Source organism: Streptomyces sp. NRRL B-1140, assembly GCF_001280065.1.
Lineage (GTDB): Bacteria > Actinomycetota > Actinomycetes > Streptomycetales > Streptomycetaceae > Streptomyces.
In genome coordinates this window covers 352,072-368,096 of sequence record NZ_LGEA01000001.1, presented here as the reverse complement: position 1 = coordinate 368,096, position 16,025 = coordinate 352,072, and the positions used below count along the sequence as shown (strand labels likewise).

General features: G+C 72.9%; 17 protein-coding genes. 9 read left to right on the top strand and 8 right to left on the bottom strand.

Going from position 1 to position 16,025, the window contains the following annotated elements; genetic code table 11:
- Positions 1-52 precede the first annotated feature (52 nt).
- Both ADK65_RS01575 and ADK65_RS01570 read left to right on the top strand, forming a co-directional pair.
- Entirely contained in the window at positions 53-283 is a 231-nt protein-coding gene (locus ADK65_RS01575) for a DUF2945 domain-containing protein (RefSeq protein ID WP_053667926.1), read from the top strand.
- 6 nt (positions 284-289) lie between these two features.
- Positions 290-625 (top strand): DUF3140 domain-containing protein, encoded by a 336-nt coding sequence (locus ADK65_RS01570; RefSeq protein WP_053667925.1) that lies wholly within the window; start codon positions 290-292, stop codon positions 623-625.
- Positions 626-682: 57 nt separating this feature from the next.
- On the opposite strand, the gene ADK65_RS38400 is transcribed toward ADK65_RS01570, so the two are convergent.
- The 4 genes from ADK65_RS38400 to ADK65_RS01555 form a co-directional block, all read right to left on the bottom strand.
- Complete coding sequence (locus tag ADK65_RS38400; RefSeq protein ID WP_159038700.1) at positions 683-853, bottom strand: hypothetical protein; 171 nt, start codon at positions 851-853, stop codon at positions 683-685.
- Positions 854-1,086: 233 nt separating this feature from the next.
- Positions 1,087-1,317: a hypothetical protein gene (locus ADK65_RS01565; RefSeq protein WP_053667924.1), complete on the bottom strand. Its 231-nt coding sequence runs from the start codon at positions 1,315-1,317 to the stop codon at positions 1,087-1,089.
- A 540-nt stretch (positions 1,318-1,857) separates the two neighbouring features.
- Positions 1,858-2,880, bottom strand: coding sequence for a hemolysin family protein (locus ADK65_RS01560; protein WP_053667923.1), 1,023 nt, complete (start codon positions 2,878-2,880; stop codon positions 1,858-1,860).
- The gene (locus ADK65_RS01555) at positions 2,877-4,220 is read right to left on the bottom strand and encodes a hemolysin family protein (RefSeq protein ID WP_053667922.1); all 1,344 of its coding nucleotides are present in this window, start codon (positions 4,218-4,220) and stop codon (positions 2,877-2,879) included. Before ADK65_RS01555 ends, ADK65_RS01560 begins: the two co-directional genes overlap by 4 nt.
- Before the next feature lie 176 nt (positions 4,221-4,396).
- On the opposite strand from ADK65_RS01555, the gene ADK65_RS38395 reads away from it, so the two are divergent.
- Positions 4,397-4,540, top strand: a complete 144-nt coding sequence (locus tag ADK65_RS38395; RefSeq protein WP_159038699.1) for a hypothetical protein — start codon at positions 4,397-4,399, stop codon at positions 4,538-4,540.
- 10 nt (positions 4,541-4,550) lie between these two features.
- On the opposite strand, the gene ADK65_RS01550 is transcribed toward ADK65_RS38395, so the two are convergent.
- On the bottom strand, positions 4,551-5,054 hold the full coding sequence (locus ADK65_RS01550) for a MarR family winged helix-turn-helix transcriptional regulator (protein WP_053667921.1): 504 nt from the start codon (positions 5,052-5,054) through the stop codon (positions 4,551-4,553).
- A gap of 114 nt (positions 5,055-5,168) precedes the next feature.
- Here ADK65_RS01550 and ADK65_RS01545 point away from each other — a divergent pair, with 114 nt between their 5' ends.
- A complete protein-coding gene (locus ADK65_RS01545) occupies positions 5,169-5,684 on the top strand; it encodes a YceI family protein (RefSeq protein ID WP_053667920.1) in 516 nt (171 codons plus the stop codon).
- A gap of 26 nt (positions 5,685-5,710) precedes the next feature.
- Here the strand turns inward: ADK65_RS01545 and ADK65_RS01540 are convergent, their stop codons facing one another.
- Together ADK65_RS01540 and ADK65_RS01535 are read right to left on the bottom strand one after the other, a co-directional pair.
- Entirely contained in the window at positions 5,711-7,420 is a 1,710-nt protein-coding gene (locus tag ADK65_RS01540) for a hypothetical protein (RefSeq protein WP_053667919.1), read from the bottom strand.
- Between the two features lie 168 nt (positions 7,421-7,588).
- A complete protein-coding gene (locus tag ADK65_RS01535) occupies positions 7,589-11,650 on the bottom strand; it encodes a bifunctional nitrate reductase/sulfite reductase flavoprotein subunit alpha (RefSeq protein ID WP_053667918.1) in 4,062 nt (1,353 codons plus the stop codon).
- A gap of 193 nt (positions 11,651-11,843) precedes the next feature.
- Between ADK65_RS01535 and ADK65_RS01530 the strand changes: the two genes are divergently transcribed.
- The 4 genes from ADK65_RS01530 to ADK65_RS01515 all read left to right on the top strand — a co-directional run bounded on the left by ADK65_RS01530 (position 11,844) and on the right by ADK65_RS01515 (position 14,545).
- Positions 11,844-12,239, top strand: a complete 396-nt coding sequence (locus tag ADK65_RS01530; protein WP_030838486.1) for a cell division protein SepF — start codon at positions 11,844-11,846, stop codon at positions 12,237-12,239.
- 72 nt (positions 12,240-12,311) lie between these two features.
- Entirely contained in the window at positions 12,312-13,562 is a 1,251-nt protein-coding gene (locus tag ADK65_RS01525) for a biotin transporter BioY (protein ID WP_078955750.1), read from the top strand.
- Positions 13,555-13,878 carry a nucleotide pyrophosphohydrolase gene (locus tag ADK65_RS01520; RefSeq protein WP_053667917.1) on the top strand — a complete coding sequence of 108 codons (324 nt, stop codon included), beginning with the start codon at positions 13,555-13,557 and terminating at the stop codon, positions 13,876-13,878. Before ADK65_RS01525 ends, ADK65_RS01520 begins: the two co-directional genes overlap by 8 nt.
- A 196-nt stretch (positions 13,879-14,074) precedes the next feature.
- The gene (locus ADK65_RS01515; RefSeq protein ID WP_053667916.1) at positions 14,075-14,545 is read left to right on the top strand and encodes a DUF6099 family protein; all 471 of its coding nucleotides are present in this window, start codon (positions 14,075-14,077) and stop codon (positions 14,543-14,545) included.
- 145 nt (positions 14,546-14,690) lie between these two features.
- On the opposite strand, the gene ADK65_RS38730 is transcribed toward ADK65_RS01515, so the two are convergent.
- The gene (locus ADK65_RS38730) at positions 14,691-14,864 is read right to left on the bottom strand and encodes a hypothetical protein (protein ID WP_199825548.1); all 174 of its coding nucleotides are present in this window, start codon (positions 14,862-14,864) and stop codon (positions 14,691-14,693) included.
- Positions 14,865-15,103: 239 nt separating this feature from the next.
- Here ADK65_RS38730 and ADK65_RS01510 point away from each other — a divergent pair, with 239 nt between their 5' ends.
- A complete protein-coding gene (locus ADK65_RS01510; RefSeq protein ID WP_053667915.1) occupies positions 15,104-16,024 on the top strand; it encodes an LLM class F420-dependent oxidoreductase in 921 nt (306 codons plus the stop codon).
- The last annotated feature ends 1 nt before the right edge of the window (position 16,025 follow it).

Genomic DNA, 16,025 nt, shown 5'->3' with positions numbered 1-16,025 from the left:
CCCGGCCCGCACGCTGGAAGGACAGCACACGTCTCGGCTAGGGAGTACCGGCATGGCGAAGGGCCGCAGCGAGGGCGGGAAGCCGAAGAAGGGCGACAAGGTCACCTGGAGCAGTCACGGCAGCCGCACCGAGGGCGAGGTGGAACGGGAGATCACCGAACGGACGGAGGCGTCCGGCCGCACGGTCGACGCCTCGCCGGACGACCCGCAGTACGAGGTGCGCAGCGACAAGTCCGGCAGGACCGCGGTGCACAAGCCGTCCGCGCTCAAGAAGAAGAAGTGAGGCGGCGTGGACGCCGGGGAACGCGAGGAGACCTGGAGCGACTTCCGTGAGCTGGTGAACATGACACCGGCCGGTCTGGAGAAGTGGCTGGAGTCCGACGACTCGCAGAACGCGGGGCAGCACCAGGACGGGGGCGAGTCCACCGGACACGCCTCCGGCCGTCGGATCGTGGAGATCCTGCGGACCAGGAAGGGCGACCTCACGGACGACGACTACCGGCACATGCGCAAGGTCGTCGGCTATGTCCGCCGTCACCTGGCCCAGCGGCCCTCCGGGGACGTACGGGACTCACGGTGGCGGTACTCCCTGATGAACTGGGGCCACGACCCGCTCGAGGGGTGACGGCCCGGCGGGGGAGCGCCCGCGCGGATCCCCGGGAGGCGCGATGCCCCCCGGGGGTCACGCCGCGCCGGTCTCCTGCGGGGCCACCGCGACCCCGTTCAGCGCCTGGCTCATCTGATGCTGGGTCTCTTCGGCGACCACACGGGCCTCCTCCACGACGTCACCGCGTTCGCGTATGAGGCTCTCGTAGATCGGCAGCTCTCCGGTCGAGATCGAGTCAGGTTTCACGGTGCTGTTCCTCTCGCTTTGCAGACGGGATCTGAGGGGTCCGAGTAAGTCTGCGCCACGCCCTCTCACCGTGTTACCCACCCCCGGGGTGTCCAGGTTTCCGTCACGTGTTTCGCAAATTCTGCACGTTTGCTGCCGCTGCCCCCGGGAGGTTCCCGCTGCCGTGGACCCGCGCGCCCCGCACGCGAAAGGGCCCCGGGAATCGCTTCCCGGGGCCCTTCACGCGACTGGCGTCAGAGCGACGTCGTGTGGATGCCCGCGTGGCCGCCCGCGGCCGCGCCCTGCGGCGAGACGGCCGCCTGCACCGCGGCGCAGGCCTCGCCGGCCAGGGGGCCGACCAGGCCGGCGGAGAGGCCGCCCACGAGGCCCGCGGAGACATCGACGCCGCCCGCGTTGCCGCCGGCGACGGCGTCCAGGTCGGCGTCGGTGAGCTCGGCGGTGTCGACCCGAGAGGTGAGGTTCATGGGGGTGTTTCCCTTCGCGTGAATGTCTCGCAGGGGCGGTGAGCGCGGGTGCCCGCGGGATTCCGGAGACCGGGATTCCGCCCCGGCCGCTCCCGCCGTGCGCAGGATCAAAGCACTCCCCGGAGCAGAGATCCAACTGCCCGCCGAAGCCGCGCACCTCCGTGCGGCCACCGCCTTCACGGCTGTGACCTCCGGGTCACGGGATGCGCCCAATCCTTCACACAGCCCGTCGCCCGACCGCGCGCGGGACTCTTGCGCCCCGATGCCCGAAGCGGGCACTTCACCCCCAAAACCCCAGGTCGCGAAGGGGACGCGGCGGAGACCCGGGCGCCGCGCGACCGCCCGGCGCACGGTGTGCAGATGTGCTGGATGTTCGGACCCGGTCCGCGTAAGACCACGGGCTCGGCCCGCCGGCAGGCCACGGCCCCCGGGCCCCCAGGCCCCCGGACTCCGTCTCGTGCCGGGCGTCGGGCCCTGCCCTGCCGCGAGCCCGTCCCCTCGGGACGGCGGACCCGCCCCTCTGCAGCAGGCCCCGCCCCCTCAGGCCACCTCGGCCGGCTGCAGCAGCCGGGCCAGCAGGTCGTCCAGGGTGACCAGGCCGGAGAGCCGGCCGGCGTCGTCGCGGACCACGGCCAGGGACGAGCGGCGGCGGCGCAGTACCTCGATGGCGTCGGCGACCGTGGCGGTCTCCGCCAGCTCGGGCACCGGACGGGCGAGGTCCCGCGCGGTCGTGGCCCGGCCCCGGGCCCGGGCCACCAGGGCGTCCCGGGCGTGCACCGAGCCGAGGACCGTGCCGTTCTCCCGGACGAGCAGCCGGGTGCGGTCGTGCTCGGCGGCGAAACGCAGCAGCGCGTCGAGGCCGGCGTCCCCCTCGACCCAGGTGATCTCGGCGGACGGGATCCGCAGCGCGGCGACCGGCGTCTCCGGCTCGGTCAGCGAACGGGTCAGCAGCTCCGAGTCGGTCGAGCTGATCAGACCGAGCCGCTCCGACTCCTCCACCAGGTGCGTCAGCTGCTCCCGGTTGTGCACCGAGGCCAGCTCGTCGCGCGGGGCCACCCGGCACAGCCGTACCAGGGCGTTGCTCACCCGGTTGAGCAGCCGGATCAGCGGACGTACAGCCCGTACCACCGCCCGGAAGGGCGGGGACAGCAGCATCGCCGACCGCTCGGGGTGGGCGATCGCCCACGACTTGGGCGCCATCTCGCCGACCACCATGTGCAGGAACACCACCACGACCATCGCCACGGCGAAGGCCACGCCGTAGCTCACGGCACTGGGCAGGCCCAGGGTGCGCAGCAGCGGGTCGAGTTCGTGCGAGATCGCCGGCTTGGACACCGAGCCCAGGCCCAGCGTGCACACGGTGATGCCCAGCTGGGCGCCCGCCAGCATCAGCGACAGCTCGCGCATCCCGGCCAGCGCCGCTCCGGCACCGCGCCGTCCCTCCGCGGCCGCCTTCTCCATGCGGTGCCGTTTGGCGGCGACGAGGGCGAACTCGGCCGCGACGAAGAAGCCGCTTCCGATCAGCAGCAGCACGGTCACGAAGACCGCCATGGGGAAACTCACGCCATCTCCTCGGCTTCCGCGGCCTCCACGAGCAGGCCGATCCGGACGCGGTCGGCCACGTGCCGGTCCAGCGTGCGGACGTCGATCACGGCCCGGCCGCCCTCGGGCAGCTCGACCGTGACGCGGTCGCCGACCGTCGGGAAGCGGCCGAGCCGGTCCACGACCAGGCCGGCCACGGTGTCGTAGTCGTCGTCCTCCGGCAGCCGGACACCGGTCGCCTCGGCCACCTCGTCCACCCGGCGGCCGGCGTCCACCAGCCAGCCGTCGCCGTCCGCGAGGGCGAGCAGGGTGACCTTGTCGGACTCGTCGGCGATGTCACCGACGAGTTCCTCGGCGATGTCCTCGTAGGTGACGACGCCCGCCACGCCGCCGTGCTCGTCCAGGACGACCGCGAACTCGTCGTCGTGCTCCCGCATCCGCGTCACCGCGTCGGGCAGTGGCAGCGTGTCCGGCAGCAGCAGCGGTCGCCGGGCGACCTCACCGGCACGCGCCCCGGCCAGTCGGGCGGCGGGCAGCGCCATCAGCTCGCGCACGCCCAGCACGCCCACGATGTCGTCCGGGTGGTCGCCGAGCACCGGATAGTTGGAGTGGCCGTGCCGGGCGATCAGGCCGATGGCCTCCTCGGCGCCGGCGTCCTTGCGGACGAACACGGCGTCGGCGCGCGGCACCATCACCTCGTGCAGGGTGCGCTCGGAGAACTCCAGCGCGTGGTCCAGCAGCGCGGCGGTGTCCTCCGGCAGCTCTCCCCGCTCGTGGGACTCGCCGATCAGATGGCCGAGCTCCTCCAGCGTGGCGCCGTGGTGCAGCTCCTCGACGGGCTCGATCCCCACCTTGCGCAGCAGCCGGTCGGCCGCGCCGTCGAAGATCCGCACGACGGGGCCGACGACCCTCAGATACGCCAGGGTGGACGGGGCCAGCGCCTTCGCCAGCCGTTCGGGCACGGCGATGGCGAGGTTCTTCGGGGCCAGTTCGCCCAGCACCATCTGCACGACCGTGGCCAGCACGAAGGCGAGCACGACGGCGACGGTGCCGACGGCCGCGTCGGGCAGGCCGAGACCCGACAGGGCCGGCCTGAGCAGCGCCGACACCGACGGCTCGGCGATGAAGCCGACCACCAGGCCGGTGACGGTGATGCCGAGCTGCGCGCCGGACAGCATGAACGACAGCCGCTCCAGCACCGTGAGGGCACGGGCCGCCCTGTGGTCCCCGGCCTCGGCCTCACGCGCGAGGGTGAGCCGGTCGGCGGAGACGTAGGCGAACTCCTGGGCGACGAAGTAGCCGGTGCCGGCGGTCAGCACGAACACGGCGAGCAGGCCCAGCAGGGCCTCCGCGGCACTCATCCGACACCACCCCGCCGTGTGCCGCGATCACTGGTGCCGAGGCGGGATGGTCGGGGACTGTGCCCCGGAGGGTCCGTCGGTCTGGCGGACAAGAACGTGCTCCTTAGACGTGTGATGTGTCGTCCGGTTCAACGCTCTCCGCCGCCCCGGTGTTCCCGGATTCTACGGCCGTGTAGATGATGTCGCCCGGGATCGTGGGGGCGGCGGTGGCCGCCGCTCAGCGGCGCAGCGCTGACAACGGCATGGCGGCCACCCCCAACGGCCGTCAGCCGGACACTGTTGTCGACGGCCTTGCCGTGCGCCTGGGCGGTGGCGAGTGAACTGCCCGGCTCACTCGGCGCCGGCGTCCCCCGCCACATCCGGCACCAGCCCCCGCATCGCCGCGCACTGCTCCGGTCCCATGAACCGTGCCAGGGACTCGGTGACCGTCGTGGCGAGCGGGGCCGAGGCCTCCTTGAGGAGGTGGCGGGCCTTGTCCGTGAGGGCGACCTCGATGCCCCGCTTGTCGCCGCAGACCGACCTGCGGGTGACGAGGCCGCCGTGCTGGAGGCAGGCGATCTGGTAGGTGAGGCGGGTCTTGGGGCGGCCCAGGAGCTCCGCGACGCGCGTCATGCGCAGGCCGCCCTCGGGCTGCTCCGCGAGCAGGCACAGGACGAGAAACTCGTCGTGCGAGACATCGAGCGTCTCCTTCACGACCGCGCGCAGCCGCTGCTCCACCGCTCCCGTCGCGGCCAGCAGCAGCATCCAGGCGCGCAGCTCCGCGGGCAGCAGCCCGCCGCCGCCGAGGGACGGGCATTCGGGCTGGTCGGTGGGGTGCTCCTCGGGGTCGGCCATGCCGTCGAGTCTACCCGTCGTCCAAATTTGAAGGAGGGGGTTGTTCAATTTTGGATTAGCGACTAGCGTGCGTGCAGTATTCCAAATTTGAATGATCTAGCAGGGAGAACGATCATGACCGTCACCGTGGAAACCGGACAGTGGCAACTCGACGCGACCGCCTCGACCGTCGGCATCCGGCACAGGACCATGTGGGGCCTGGTCACCGTGAAGGGCACCTTCGGCACGGTCGGCGGCACCGGCGAGGTCCGGTCCGACGGGTCGGCCATCGGCACCCTGACCTTCGACGCCGCCTCCCTGGACACCCAGAACGCCAAGCGCGACACCCACCTCAGGTCCGAGCACTTCTTCGACGCCGACCAGCACCCCGAGATCACCTTCGCGGCCCGCAGCGCCGAACTCCGTGACGGGGACCAGGTGCACGTGGTCGGCCAGCTCACGGTGCGGGGCATCAGCAGGCCGGTCTCCCTGACCGCGCGTGTGACGGACAGGGACGCCGCGGGCCTCACCCTGGACACCGAGTTCACCGTGGACCGCGAGCAGTTCGGCATGGGCTGGAACCAGCTGGGCATGATCCGCGGCCGCACCACGGTCACCGCCACCCTCCGCTTCACCCGGGCCACGGCCTGACGCTCCCGGGCGCAGCGGCGCCGCCGTCAGCCCGCCCCGCGCACCGCCTCCTGCACATCCGCGCTCGACAGGGTCTGTGGCGACGCCGTGAACGCGCGCAGGCGGATGCGGACCCCCGGGAGGGGCAGGGGGAAGCGGCCTGTGGGCGGCCGGAGCTCGTAGGGGGCGGTGCCGTGCGCGCGCAGGGTGCGCGGGCCCCGGACGACCCGCCAGTACGCGGCCATGCCCTGACCGGTGGTCAGCATGAAGTGAGGGGTGAGCGCGGTGTCGCCGGTGTTGGTGACCCGCAGGGCGAGGCGGGAGACGGTGGCCGCGGTGGGGTGCTGGACCGCCGTGACCCGCATCCGCAGGGGCGGTGTGCCCGTCGCCGCCACGGCGGCGCAGGCGAGGGCCGGTGCCAGCAGCAGGATCGTCGCGGCGATCCGCGCGGGGCCGCCGTGCGTCCGTGACAGCGGACCGGGACGCGGCTGCCAGGCCCGGACGAACGCCGACGCCGGAGCGGTCACCGCCGCCGCCAGCCACAGCGGCGTCATCAGCAGGTAGTAGCCGTCCTGCGACCGGGTCGCCAGGTAGAACACGCACCACGGCAGCACGGTCGCGGCGGGCCCCAGCCGCCGCACGAACAGCGCGAACAGCGCGAGCAGCCCGGCGAAGAGCAGCAGGCTCGCGTGGGAGTACCAGCCGATCCGGTCGCTGCCGTCGGTGAGGTACAGCGAGATGCCCACCACGCCCTGACCGTGCAGCACGGCGCCCTGGGTGAGCGGCAGGGCGATCCCCGTGAGCCAGCGTCCGGGCTCGCTCACGGCGAAGTAGGCGTTGATCAGCAGCCACCCGCCGGCCGCGGCCCCGGCGAACCGCAGCACCACCAGCGCCGCCGCCCGGCCGCCCAGCTCACCGCGCCGCACCGCGAAGATCCCGGCCAGCAGGAACGGCGCCAGGAACCAGGGGAGTTGCTGCGCCGCGCACGCAGCACCCAGGCAGACCGCCCGCCCCAGTCCCACGGCCCCGAGCCGTCCGCCCTCCCCGGTACGGGGCCAGCGCACCACCACCGGCACCAGCAGCGCCAGCGCCACGACCGCCGGGTAGCCGAGCCGCCCGTACGACGGCAGCATCCCGAAGCCCAGGCACACCAGGGTCGCCGCCGACCGCCACGGCGCCGGCAGCATCCGCCACAACACGACCGTCCCGGTGATCAGCGCGCCGGTGCTCACCGCCGTCGCCGGAGTGCCGGCGTGGCCCAGCCACAGCAGCGGCACCGTCAGCAGCGGGGCGAGCGGCGGATAGCCGTAGGTGAAGTCGTAGCCGCCGGTCACCGTCGGGGTGAGGGCCACGCCGTGGCCGAAGAGCCAGGGCCAGGGCTGCCCGTACACCGGGCGCCCCGCGGCCAGGTCCCGTGCCGCCTGGGTGGTGAGCAGGGCCTCGTCGGAGCCGTTGTGCAGCATGATCCACGCGCACAGGGTGAGCGTCACACCCGTCACCAGCACACATACGTCCACCCGGGCCAGCGACCGGACCCGCCGGACGACCAGGGCCAGCACCCCGCACGTCAGGATCGACGCGTAGCACAGCGAGATCACGGCGGCCACCGCAGGACGGTGACCGGCCGCCGACGTCCACACCGCACGCGTGCCGATCAACAGCCCGATGTCGGCGAGCAGGGTCAGGACGCGGTGCCACTGGGCCGGGGCGGCCGGCGGCGTGGAGAGCGCCGACTGGGTGCGCGGGCCGGGCACCACCAGCGTCGTTTCTGCCGAATACACGCCGCCGGACGCTAATCGCCGCCGGTGAGCGGAACCCGGAGGGAGGTGAAGATTCCGGTGTGCTCCGGGTAAGGGGCCTGTTCGGTCGGACCCGGCTCGGTTCGGTACGCGGGTTCAGTACGCGTTGCCGGTGCCGTACATGGCTCAGTACACGTCGCGCACGTACCGCTTGTCCGCCGCGAGCTGCTTCACGTACGCGGCGGCTTCCGCCTCGCCCAGCCCGCCGTGCGCCATCGCGATGTCCCGCAGCGCCCGGTCCACGTCCTTCGCCATCCGGGAGGCGTCGCCGCAGACGTAGAAGCGGGCCCCGTCGCGCAGCCAGTGCCACAGCTCCGGCCCGTGCTCGCGCATCCGGTCCTGTACGTACACCTTGTTGCGCTGGTCCCGGGAGAAGGCGGTGTCCAGCCGCGTGAGGCTGCCCTCGTCGAGCAGCGCCGTCAGCTCCTCCTCGTAGTAGAAGTCCGTCGCCCGGTGCTGCTCGCCGAAGAACAGCCAGGAGGGGGCCCGGTGGCCGAGCGCCCGCCGCTCCTCGAGGAAACCGACGAAGGGCGCCACACCGGTGCCCGGGCCGACCATGATCATCGGCGTCGAGGCGTCGGCGGGGGGCCGGAAGTGCGGTGAGCGCTGCACGAACACCGGTACCTCCGTGTCCGGTTCGGCGTCGGCGAGGTACGGCGAGCAGACCCCGCCGCGCGCCCGGCCGTGCAGGTTCTCGTACCGGACCACGGACACCGTCAGCGACACCCGGTGCGGGTCGGCCAGCGGGCTCGACGATATGGAGTACAGCCGCGGCTGGAGCCTGCGCAGCACTCCGGCCCACTCCTCGGCACCCGCGCGCACCGCGTACTCGGCGAGCACGTCCACCGCCTGCCGCCCCCAGCTCCACTGCGCCAGCCCGTCCTTGTTGTCCGGTCGCAGCAGCCTGCGCAACTCGTGCTTGTCCCGTGCGCGTTCGGCGACGAAGCGGAGCAGGTCGGGGGTGATCCGGGTGATGTCGAGATGCCGGTGCAGCGCCTCCCCGAACGGCACCTCGCCCACACCGTCGACCGTCACGGCCGTCCCGGCGTCCACCCCGGTCACCGCCAGCCACTCCTCCACCAGCGAGGGCGCGTTGACCGGCCGCACACCGAGCGCGTCCCCGGCCTCGTACGCCAGGTCCGTCCCGCTCGTGTCGAAGGTGAACCGCCGGACCTCCTTGCCCGCCCCGGCCCGGCTGAGCAGCCGGTTGCCGACGAGCCGGGCCGTGGTGACCGGCTTGGCCGTAGCCGTGGGCTTCGCGGCCGGCGCCGCGGACTTCTCAGCCGGCGCCGCGGCTTTCTCGCCCAGCGCCGAAAGCACCTGATCCAGCCACTGCCCGGCGGACGGCTCGAAGTCCGGCTCGCAGTCCGTGCGCGGGGCCAGCCGCACCCCGCCCAGTTCACCGAGGCGCGCGTCCAGCCGCCGCCCGTGGCCGCAGAAGTCGTCGTACGAGGAGTCGCCGAAGGCGAGCACCGCGTACCGCACCCCGTCCAGCCGCGGGGCCAGCTCGCCGGAGAGCGCGTCCCACAAGCCGGAGCCGTTGTCGGGCGCGTCGCCGTCCCCGAAAGTGCTGGTGATGAACAGCAGGTCGGCCGTGCGGGCGAGCGCGCCGACATCGGCGTCGTCCATGCCGACGAGGGTCGTACGGTGCCCCGTCGAGGTCAGCCGCTCGGCGGTGGCGGTGGCGAACTCCTCCGCGTTCCCGGTCTGCGAGGCCCACAGCACGACGACCTCACGGCCGGGCCGGTCCTGCGGCGCGGTCTCCCCGGTGCGTGAGTACATCCCGGCCAGCACCCCGTTGACCCACAGCGCGTGCTCGGGCGAGAAGGGCGCGTCGGGCGGCAGTACCGGCACCCCGGGGGCGCCCGAACCGAGCCCGGCGAGGAAACCGGTCAGGTACTGCCGCTCCTGGGCGGAGAGCACCGGGGGAGGGGAGGGTTCGAGGCCGAAGGGGTTCGCGGTGCCCGGTGTCACCGTCGTGGGCATCAGGGGCGGTGCCTCCGGCGCGGGCGTCGCTGCCTGACGTGCGGGCGCGGCCACCCTCGCCAGCGACACCGCGCACGCCTTGAACTCCGGCTGGAACGACAGCGGATCCACCGCGTCGCTGGTCACCGCGTTGATGCTCAGGTACTCGCCGAACAGGTCGTTCCAGTGGAACGGCGCGAAGCAGCACCCCGGCCGCACCCGGTCCGTCACCACGGCCGGCAGCACGGCCCGACCGCGCCGGGAGGCCACCTCGACGAGGTCGTCCTCGTCCACCCCGAGCGCGGCGGCGTCGTCCGGATGCAGCTCCACGAACGGCCCCGGATTCAGCTTGTTGAGCTTGGCGACCTTCCCGGTCTTGGTGAGGGTGTGCCACTGGTGCTGCACTCGCCCGGTGTTGAGCACGAACGGGTAGTCGTCGTCCGGGAGTTCGGCGGCGGGCAGATGCGGCCGCGCGAAGAACACGGCCCGCCCGGAAGCCGTGGGGAAGCGCAGCCCCTCGTCACCCACGTACCGGACCGGATTGCGCTCCGGCCCGTCCTCCCGCGCGGCCGGCCACTGCACGGGCGTCTCGCGCAGCCGCTCGTAGGTCACCCCACGCAGGTCCCAGCCGGTCTTCGGGTTCCAGAACCGCCGGATCTCCTCGAAGACCTGCTCGGCGCTGTCGTACGAGAACCCCTTCTCGTACCCCATCGCACACGCCACCCCGGCGATGATCCGCCAGTCGGCCATCGCCTCCCCGGGCGGGTCCGCCGCCTGCCGGGTCAGGGTGAGGTTCCGCTCGCTGTTGACGAACACCCCCTCGGCCTCGGTCCACATCGCGCCGGGCAGGACGACGTCGGCGTACGCGTTGGTCTCGGTGTCCGTGAACACGTCCTGCGTGACGACGAACTCGGCGGCTTCCAGACCCTCGATGACCGTGCGGCGGTTGGCGACCGAGGCGACCGGGTTGGTGCAGATGATCCAGCAGGCCTTGATCTCACCGTCGGCCATCCGCCGGAACATGTCGACGGTGCCCTGCCCGGCTCCGTCGGCGCGCAGGGTGCCCGGCGGCAGCTCCCACACCTCCTCGGTGAACGCCCGCTCCTCGTCGACGAGCACCGACCGCTGCCCCGGCAGCCCCGGCCCCATGTAACCCATCTCGCGCCCGCCCATGGCGTTGGGCTGCCCGGTCAGGGAGAACGGCCCGGCGCCCGGACGGCAGATCGCCCCGGTCGCCAGGTGCAGGTTGACCAGGGCGTTGGTGTTCCACGTGCCGTGCGTGGACTGGTTCAGCCCCATGGTCCAGCAGCTCATCCACCGCGTGCCCGCCGCGCCGATGATCCGGGCCGCCTCGCGCAGGTCGTCCTCTGTCAGGCCGGTGATCCCGGCGACGGCCGCCGGGTGGTAGTCGGCGAGGAACCCGGGCATCGCCTCCCACCCCTCGGTGTGGCCGGCGACGAACTCCGGGTCGGTGTGCCCTCCCTCGTGCAGCAGATGCAGCAGGCCGTTCAGCAGCGCGAGGTCGGTTCCCGGCCTGACCTGCAGGAACAGATCCGCCTTGGCGGCGGTCGCGGTCCGCCGGGGGTCGACGACGATCAGCTTGGCGCCCGCCTTGACCCGCTCCATCATCCGCAGGAAGAGGATCGGATGGCAGTCGGCCATGTTCGACCCGATGACCAGGAAGGCGTCCGCCCGGTCGAAGTCCTCGTACGACCCGGGCGGCCCGTCAGCGCCCAGCGACAGCTTGTAGCCGGTGCCCGCGCTCGCCATGCACAGCCGCGAGTTCGACTCGATCAGATTCGTGCCCACGAAGCCCTTGGCCAGCTTGTTCGCCAGGTACTGCGCCTCCAGGCTCATCTGCCCGGACACATAGAAGGCGACCGCGTCCGGCCCGTGCTCGTCGACGATCGTCCGCAGCCGGGCCGCGGTCTCGGCGATCGCGTCGGCGACGGGGGCGGGGGCCGCCTCCTCGCCCCGGCCGTCCCGCACCAGCGCGCCGGTCAGCCGCCCGGGCGCGGCGAGCAGGTCGGCGGTGGTCGCGCCCTTGGTGCACAACCGCCCCGCGTTCGCCGGATGCGCCTTGTCACCGGACGCCTTCAGCACCGTGCGCCGCCCGTCCGGGCCGGTCCCCACATCGAGCACGAGGCCGCAGCCGACACCGCAGTACGAGCAGACGGTGCGCACCTGCCGCGTGTCCGGCCGGTCCGAGGGGGTCGTGGTCATGCCTACGACGGTACGAATCGCCCGTTACGCCTCTGTCACACGGCTTGATCATCGGGGGTTACGCCCGTCACACAGCCGCCTTCCGGCCGTTGTGAGGTGCAATGAGGTCGCGGAGCGTGTCGCATTGGGCCGAACGGGTGACTCTGCGCAAGAATTGCCCGATGCAGACAGCTAGTGCGAGCCAGGACGGAGCATGCCGGTGAACAGCCACGATGTCACCGACGAACAGTGGGAGGGGCTCGCCCAGGTCGTGCCGCTGCGAGGCCGGGACGCCTGGCCGTCCGCCGTCGGCCACCGGTCCATACCCGAGGCCGAGACGGAGACCCGCCGCCGCTTCGTCGTCCTGCGGGTGAACGTCTTCGCCGACGCCCGGGACGTCGCCGAGCGGCTGATGGCGGGCGTCCCCGTCCTCCTCGACCTCACCGGGGCGGAGACGGAGGTCGCCAAGCGGGTCCTCGACTTCAGCACGGGCGTGGTCTTCGGCCTGGCGAGCGGGATGCACCGCGTGGACCGCAACGTGTTCCTGCTGACACCTGCGGGGACCGAGGTGACGGGGCTGATGGAAGGCGCGGGGCTCCCCGGGGTGTGACGGTAGCTCGTTCGTAGGAAGCCCTCGGAGACGGAACGGTTCGTCCCCTCGGCGGAGCCCTACCGTCCGGCTATGACCCAGCCCGCCCTCCCCGACCGGCCCGCTCCTTCCGGCCGGCCGGCTTCCCCCGACCGGTCCGCTCCCTCGGGCCGTCCGGCTCTCTCCGACCGGTCCGCCGCCCCCGCCCCGCCCGCTCGCCCCGGCCATCCCGACCGCCCGAGGGTCACCGAACTGCGCCTGGCCGCCTTCAGCACCCACCGCCGCGCCGCGTTCCCGCTCGGACCCCTCACCCTGCTCGCCGGCCGAAGCGGCTGCGGCAAGACCAGCGTGCTGCGGGCGTACGAGGCCCTCGCCCGGCTCGGGGGCGGCGCCGAGCTCGGTGAGGCGTTCCCCGACCCGGTCGCCTGTGTGCCGGAGCGTGCCCGGCCCGACGCGCAGCGCCGCCGCGGATTCCGCATCGGCTGCACCGCCGACGGCCCCACCGGCCCGGTCCGTCTCGACGTGGCCGTACAGGCCGAGCCGGAGCTGCGTGTCGTGGGCGAGCGGTTGACGTCCGACGGGCTCGTCCTCCTGGAGACCGCCCTGCGCGACCCGGGCAAGCGGGCCGTGCAGGCCGCCTGGCACACGGCCGGGCCGACTCCCGTGACCCGGGGTCCGCTCCCGGACGACCGGCTCGGCACCGCCCTGCTGCCCCTGCGCGTCGCCGGCAAGACACCGGGGCAGCGCAGGGTGCTGGCGGCGGCCGAGCAGATGGTCGTCGCCCTGCGCTCGGCCTTCGCCTGCGACCCCGAACCCGCCCGTATGCGCGGCCCCGTGACGGCCGGTTCCGGCCGCCTCCGGGGCGGCTGCGGCAATCTCGCCGACGTCCTGTGGCGTACCCGGGCCGAGTGCGGGCGCCGGCACGCGCAGCTCGTGGCGGCGGTGCGGGCCGGTTGCAGCGGGCCGGTGGAGGACGTGGTCGCCCGGCTGGAGGGCGACGGAACGGTCGCCGCCGCCCTCGACCGGGGCGACGGCTTGCACACGGACCTGGGCCGGCTCGGCCACGGCGAACTGCGCTACCTGGCCTTCGCGTTGGTCCTCCTCACCGGCCCCGGAGTGCTGGAGGTCGACCCGGCCGGCGAGGTGCCCGCCGCCCTCCAGTCGCTCACGATCCTCGCCGACGGCTTCGACCGGGGCCTGGACCCGCGGCAACGGCGGGAACTGCTGAGCCTCGCGGCCCGGATGTGCGAGCGGGGGCACATCCGGCTCGTCGGCGCGGTCAGCGACGGTGCATGGGCCACCGGGACGGAGGGAGCCACGGTGGTACACCTGGACCGTGACTGATCACCTGGACGTGGCCGGACTGCAACGTCGCCTGGCCGATTTCGCGGCCGCGCGGAACTGGCAGCAGTACCACACCCCCAAGAACCTGGTCGCCGCGCTCAGCGTGGAGGCCTCCGAACTGGTCGAGATCTTCCAGTGGCTGACCCCCGAGGAGTCGTCCCGGGTCATGGCCGACCCGGACACCGCGCACCGCGTCACCGACGAGGTCGCCGACGTGCTCGCCTATCTGCTCCAGCTGTGCGAGGTGCTCGGCATCGACCCGCTCGCCGCACTGAACGCGAAGATCGACCGGAACGAGCGGAGGTTCCCGGCCTGACGTCCGTACGGTCGCCTGGAGGGTGGGCATCCACTTGTACTCTGCGTAATCGCATAGCGGCCCGAATCCGAATCGTTGTCCGCAATTTTCCGCCTTCCTCTGGCTTTTCGTCTCACGCCCCCTCACGCTGGGTAGTGAACAAGGGAGTGTGGGCAGACGGACGCGCGCAGCGCGTCGGACAAGACGGGGGCAGCGCATGGACGCGGTGCGGCTCATCGTGACGAGCAGGCGGTCCCTGGCGGCGGGCGGCGACACGCGGGAGACCCTGGCAGAGGTGTGGCAGGCCCAGGCCCTCGCGCAAGCCATCGGCAGCCGCCTCGCGGTCGCCGGACCACCGGAACTGCGCGGTGAGGCACTGGGGTTGACGGAGCTGGCGGGCCGGGGCTGCGGTGTCCTCGACCCACCGGTGCTGGCCCCCGGCGAGCTGCTGGCGGGTCAGCTCACCGAGTTGGGTGACGCCCGCCACACCCTGATGTACCTCGGCGGCCTCCTCGGCGAGGTCGGCATCGCCCTGGTCGCCCTGGCCAGCGCCGCCGACGACGAGGGCACGTACTGGCAGTGCATGGAGGCCATCGACGCGGCGGACGAGTCCCGCGACCGCGTCCTGGAGATGCTCCGCAGACTCGCCGACCGGGAACTGGCGCTGCCGGAGAGGGAAGCGGGGTAGGGGACGGGGCCGGCGGGCGCGGGACTGTCCGGGGCCGCCTCCATCGCAGTGGCGCCGAACGGCCGGGCCCCGCCGCCTTCCCCGGACGGCCCGTTCCGAGCCGAGTGGGAGGAGCTGCGCCCCGCTCGGCCGCGTCTGCGAGACCCTAGCCCGCCGGCCCCTCCTCGACGAGCCTCCGTTCGGCGTCCCCCGCCGCCTGAAGATCCGCGTCCAACGCCGACAGATCCGCGTTCAACGCCGCCATCAGCTCCTCCATCTGCTGCAACAGCCCTTTCGGCTGCCCGGCCCCGCCCTGCTGCGGCACGGTCTCTTCGGACATGACGGCCTCCTCGGCCCCCGGCCCCCGGGGAGGCCGGCGCGGGTGACGCCCCGGCGGTCCACCCCCCGGTGCGGAAGCCGGGGGCTCCGGCTCCGCCCGAGCCAACGATCACCATCGGGGCCGGTCACTGGCCCGGTCACCCGGGCCCCGCGGTATGGACGTAATTTCACCCGACCGGGGACCGGACGGTACGGGGGACCGACGGCGTGATCACGCGCCCCGGCGTGCAGGATGGAAGCATGGATCTGCGCATCTTCACCGAGCCCCAGCAGGGGGCCACCTACGACACTCTGCTCACCGTCGCCAAGGCCACCGAGGATCTCGGCTTCGACGCCTTCTTCCGCTCCGACCACTACCTCCGCATGGGCAACGTGGACGGCCTGCCCGGCCCCACCGACGCCTGGATCACCCTCGCCGGACTCGCCCGCGAGACCAAGCGCATCCGGCTCGGCACCCTGATGACCGCCGGCACCTTCCGGCTGCCCGGCGTGCTCGCCATCCAGGTCGCCCAGGTCGACCAGATGTCCGGCGGCCGTGTCGAACTCGGCCTCGGCGCCGGCTGGTTCGAGGAGGAGCACAAGGCCTACGGCATCCCCTTCCCCAAGGAGAAGTTCGCCCGCCTCGAGGAGCAGCTGGAGGTCGTCACCGGCCTGTGGGGGACGGACCCGGGCAAGACGTTCGACTTCCACGGCACCTACTACGACCTCACGGACTCTCCCGCCCTGCCCAAGCCGGCGCAAGCGAAGATCCCCGTGCTCGTCGGCGGCCACGGCCCGTCCCGCACCCCGCGGCTGGCCGCCAAGTACGCCGACGAGTTCAACATGCCCTTCGGCTCCGTCGAGGACAGCGAGCGCCAGTTCGCCCGGGTCCGCGCCGCCGCCGAGGAGGCGGGCCGCGGCGACGAGCTGACGTACTCCAACGCCCTCGTCGTCTGCGTCGGCCGGGACGACGCGGAGGTCGCCCGCAGGGCCGCCGCGATCGGCCGTGAGGTCGACGAGCTGAAGCTCAACGGCCTGGCCGGCTCCCCGGCCGAGGTCGTCGACAAGATCGGCCGCTACGCCGAGACCGGCTCGAGCCGCATCTACCTCCAGGTCCTCGACCTCGACGACCTCGACCACCTGGAGCTGATCTCCGCGCAGGTGCAGTCGCAACTGGCGTAGT